Below are 4,432 nucleotides of genomic sequence, written 5' to 3' on the forward strand. Positions count from 1 at the left end.
GGTCGGGGCCGGCCGGACCGGCAGCGGCCGGACCCGACGCACGGCCGGTGCCACCCGGTGCGGCGGTCGGCGGCGACGGCGGGACCGCAGGCACTGCGGGCACGGGTCCCGTCGCGTATCCCACGCCGGTCGACGGCGGCAGCGGTCCGGACGCGACCGAGGCGTTCTGACGCGGCACGCGCTGCACGGCCCCGGTCGCCGACATCTCGGCCGCGTCCATGAGGTCCACCGTGCGCGCGTGCCGTCCGTAGGGCGCGGGCACGCCGCCCGGGGGCGTCCGGTCGAGCATGCCGTCGAGCGTGCGCGCGAGCGACGCCGCGGAGCGCGGCCGCTCCTCGGGCTCCTTGGCGAGCATCCGCATGACGACGGCGGCGAGCTCGGGGTCGATGTCGGTCGGCAGCGGCGGCACGGGCGTGTTGACGTGCGCGACGGCGATGTCGACCGCCGTCGGGCCCGTGAAGGGGCGGTTCCCGACGAGCGCCTCGTACGCGACGATCCCGAGCGAGTAGATGTCCGACGCCGGCGTCGCGGCGCGGCCGATCGCCTGCTCGGGCGAGAGGTACTGCGCTGTCCCCATGACCATGCCGGACGCGGTCATCGGGATCTGGTTGCTCGCCGTGGAGATGCCGAAGTCGGTGATCTTCACCCGGCCGGACCGCGCGAGGAGGATGTTGCCGGGCTTGACGTCGCGGTGCACGACGCCCGCGACGTGCGCCGCGTGCAGCGCCCGCGCGGTCTGGGCGAGGATCGGCAGCAGCCGCCGCGTGGGCAGCACGGGCTGCCGGTCGAGCAGGTCCGACATGGGCTCGCCGAGCACGAGCTCCATGACGAGGAAGCCTGAGCCGTCCTGCTCGCCGTAGTCGTAGAGCTGCGCGATGTTGGGGTGGCTGAGCTGGGCGCTGTTGCGGGCCTCGGTGCGGAAGCGCTCGAGGAAGCCGGCGTCGCCGGCGAACTCCTCGCGCAGCACCTTGACCGCGACGTCGCGCGCGAGCGCCTCGTCGTGGCCGACCCAGACCTCGCCCATGCCGCCGACGGCGATGCGGGAGACCAGGCGGTAGCGCCCACCCAGGGCGACGGCGGTCGCGGGCCTCACTGCGCCAGCACCGCCTGGATCACGGCGCGCGCGATGGGCGCGGCCACGCGGCCGCCCGTCGCCTCGCTGCCCATGGCGCCGCCGTTCTCGACGACGACGGCGACCGCGACGCGCGGCGCGTCGGCGGGCGCGAACGCGGTGAACCACGCGTGCGGCGCGGCCTCCTCGAGCGTCTGCGCGGTGCCCGTCTTGCCGGCGACCTGGACGCCGGGGATCTGCGCGGCCGTGCCGCTGCCGTCCGCGACGACGCCGACCATCATGTCCCGCAGCGCGGCCGCGGTCGCGGGCGTGATCGGGGTCGCCAGCTCCGTGGGCTCCGTCTCGGAGACCACGGTGAGGTCCTGGCTCCGCACGGAGCGGACCAGGTGCGGCGTCATCTGCACGCCACCGTTGGCCACGGCGGCGGAGACGAGCGCGACCTGCAGCGGCGTCACACGCACCTCGTACTGCCCGATCGCCGAGAGAGCCGTCTGCGGCGCGTCGAGCTGGTCGGGGAAATGGCTCTCCGTCACTGTCATCGGCACGGAGAGGGGTGTGTCGAAGCCGAAGGCGCGTGCTTGTTCGCGGAGCGCCTCCTGGCCGAGGTCCATGCCGAGCTGGCCGAAGGCCGTGTTGCACGAGATCCGGAGCGCGTCCGCGAGCGTCGTCGTGCCCGTGGGGCTGCACGCGCTGTTGCCGAAGTTGCGGAGCATCGACGTCGTCTGCGGCAGGTCGAGCTCGACCGGGGCGGCGAGCTCGGACGCCGGCGTGAGCCCGCCCTCGAGCGCCGCCGCGGCCGTGACCAGCTTGAACGTCGAGCCGGGCGGGTAGGTGTCGCCCGCGATGGCGCGGTTGGCCATCGGGTTGCCCTCGGCCGTCTGGAGCGCCTGCCACGCCTCGTTGACCGCGCGCGTGTCGTGGCCCGCGAGCACGTTCGGGTCGAACGACGGCTTGGAGACCATCGCGAGGATCGCCCCGGTCGCGGGGTCGATCGCGACGACGGCGCCGCGCTGGTCGCCGAGCGCGTCCCACGCCGCCTGCTGCGCGGCGGGGTCGATCGTGAGCTCGACGATGGCGCCCTGCGGCTGCCGGCCGGTCACGAGGTCCTCGAGGCGCGTGTAGAAGAGCGAGTCGGCCGTGCCGTTGAGCTCGGTGTTCATGGCGCGCTCGATGCCCGAGCGGCCGTAGACGACGGAGTAGAAGCCCGTCACGGGCGCGTACAGCTCGCCCGCGGCGTAGCTGCGCTGGTAGCCGAAGGGGTCGTCGACCGGCGTGGACTGGGCGATCGCGTTGCCGCCGACGACGATCGGGCCGCGCGCGTTGCCGTACTCGCGGTACAGCGTGCGCACGTTGCGGCCGTCGTTGTTGAGCTGGCTCGCCTGGAAGAACTGCACCCACGTGCTGCCGCCCATGAGCAGGACGAACATCACGACGACGACGGACGCCAGGCGGCGCAGGGGCGTGTTCACCGGCGCCCCCGGTCGAGCGTGATGACCTCGGTGACGTTGTCGTCACCGGTCGCGACGTCGTCGTCGGCGGGGGGCGCGCCGCTGCCCCGACCGTCGCGGCCATCGCTCTCGGCGCCGGCGGGCCGGCGTGCGCTGTCGGAGATGCGCAGCAGCAGCGCCGCGATGACCCAGTTGGCGAGCAGCGACGAGCCGCCGTAGGCGAGGAACGGCATGGTCAGGCCGGTGAGCGGGATGAGCCGCGTGACGCCGCCGACGACGACGAAGCACTGGAACGCCACGACGAACGCCATGCCGCCGGCGAAGAGCTTGCCGAAGCCGTCGCGCACGCCGATCGCGGTGCGCAGGCCGCGCTGGGCGAGCACCAGGTAGAGCACGAGGATCGCGAGCAGGCCGGTGAGGCCGAGCTCCTCGCCGAGCGACGCGATGATGAAGTCGGACTCGGCGTACGGCACGAGGTCCGGCCGGCCCTGGCCCCAGCCGGTGCCGAACAGGCCGCCGTTCGCCATCCCGAACAGGCCGCGGACCAGCTGGCCCGACCCGCCCGGCGAGGCGTTGAAGACGTCGTCGTCGAACGCGTTGAGCCAGGCGTCGAACCGCGCGCCCACGTGGCTGAACACGCGTGAGGCCAGCACGGCGCCGCCGACGAACAGGCCCATGCCGATGACGATCCAGCTGAGCCGCTCGGTCGCGAGGTAGAGCATCGCGACGAACAGGCCGAAGAACAGGAGCGACGTGCCGAGGTCGCGCTCGAGCACGAGGACGGCGAGCGACACGGCCCACGCGAGCAGGATCGGGCCGAGGTCGCGCGGGCGCGGCAGCTGCAGGCCGAGCACCTTCGGCCCGGCGAGCGCGAGCGTGTCGCGCGTCGTGACGAGGTAGCCCGCGAAGAAGACGGCGAGCGCGATCTTGCCGAACTCGGCCGGCTGGAACGAGTAGCCGCCCACGCGGATCCAGATGCGGGCGCCGTTGATCACGGCACCGAGGCCCGGCACGAGCGGCAGGACGATGAGCGCGAGGCCCGCGACCATCGCGGTGTAGGTGTAGCGACGCAGCGTGCGGTGGTCGCGCAGCAGCACGATGACGACGGCCGCCAGCACGATCCCCAGCGCGGTCCAGCCCAGCTGCCGCTCGGCGAACGTCGAGTTCTCGCCCTGCGCGGTCTCGGCGATGTCGATCCGGTAGATCATCGCGAGCCCGATGCCGTTGAGCGCGACCGCCACGGGCAGGATCACGGGGTCCGCGTACGGCGCGCGCCACCGCATGACCAGGTGCAGGCCGACGGAGAGCCCCACGAGGCCCGCGCTGTACCCGAAGATGTCCGCGGGCAGTGTGCCGGCCGTCGCCAGGCCGACGAGCGCGTAGGCGCTGACGCCGATCGCGAGCGCCAGGACCAGCAGGCCCAGCTCCATGCTGCGTCCCGGACGCACCCGGTGCGGTGCGACGGTGGCCATCACCGCACCTCCGGGGCGCCGGGCGTGCGTGCCGTCATGGTGAGCTGTCCGCCTCGGCGTCGAGCGACTCGGCGAACTCCCGCGCGCCGGCGAGGCTCGTCGCGGGCACGGTCTGCACGAGCCGGTCCTGGATGAACCCGGGCAGGTCCTCGACGCGCGTGTCCGTGCGCTCCACGACGCGCGAGAGCTCGAGCGGGCCGACGGACTGCGGGATGCCGCGGAACACCGCGACCCGGCCGTCGGCGTCGCCCACGTAGTACTGGTCCTGCGTCCACCGGTACCCGAGCCACCCGCCGACGCCGACCAGGGCGAGCACGAGCAGCAGCACGACGACGCCCAGGGCGCGGCGCCGGCGCGGCGGCTCGTCGTCCTCCTCGGGCTCCGGCTCGGGAGCGGCCTCGGCCTGCTCGTCGCGCGCGCGGGCGGCGTGCTCGGCGGCG

General features: G+C 74.0%; 3 protein-coding genes and 1 pseudogene. All 4 read right to left on the minus strand.

The annotated features are described in order from the left end of the window. Window positions 1–1,093, minus strand: a 1,093-nt coding sequence (locus tag ICW40_RS11525) for a serine/threonine-protein kinase (RefSeq protein ID WP_221654075.1), incomplete at its 3' end; no start/stop codon positions are given. After that, window positions 1,090–2,541, minus strand: coding sequence for a peptidoglycan D,D-transpeptidase FtsI family protein (locus ICW40_RS11530; protein WP_221654078.1), 1,452 nt, complete (start codon window positions 2,539–2,541; stop codon window positions 1,090–1,092). The genes ICW40_RS11530 and ICW40_RS11525, both read right to left, overlap by 4 nt. Then, window positions 2,538–3,992, minus strand: a complete 1,455-nt coding sequence (locus ICW40_RS11535; RefSeq protein ID WP_221654080.1) for an FtsW/RodA/SpoVE family cell cycle protein — start codon at window positions 3,990–3,992, stop codon at window positions 2,538–2,540. Before ICW40_RS11535 ends, ICW40_RS11530 begins: the two co-directional genes overlap by 4 nt. A gap of 34 nt (window positions 3,993–4,026) precedes the next feature. Continuing rightward, window positions 4,027–4,432 (minus strand): annotated as a pseudogene (locus ICW40_RS11540) (PP2C family protein-serine/threonine phosphatase); the annotation flags it as partial.

The organism is Actinotalea ferrariae, from assembly GCF_019733465.1.
GTDB lineage: Bacteria > Actinomycetota > Actinomycetes > Actinomycetales > Cellulomonadaceae > Actinotalea > Actinotalea ferrariae_A.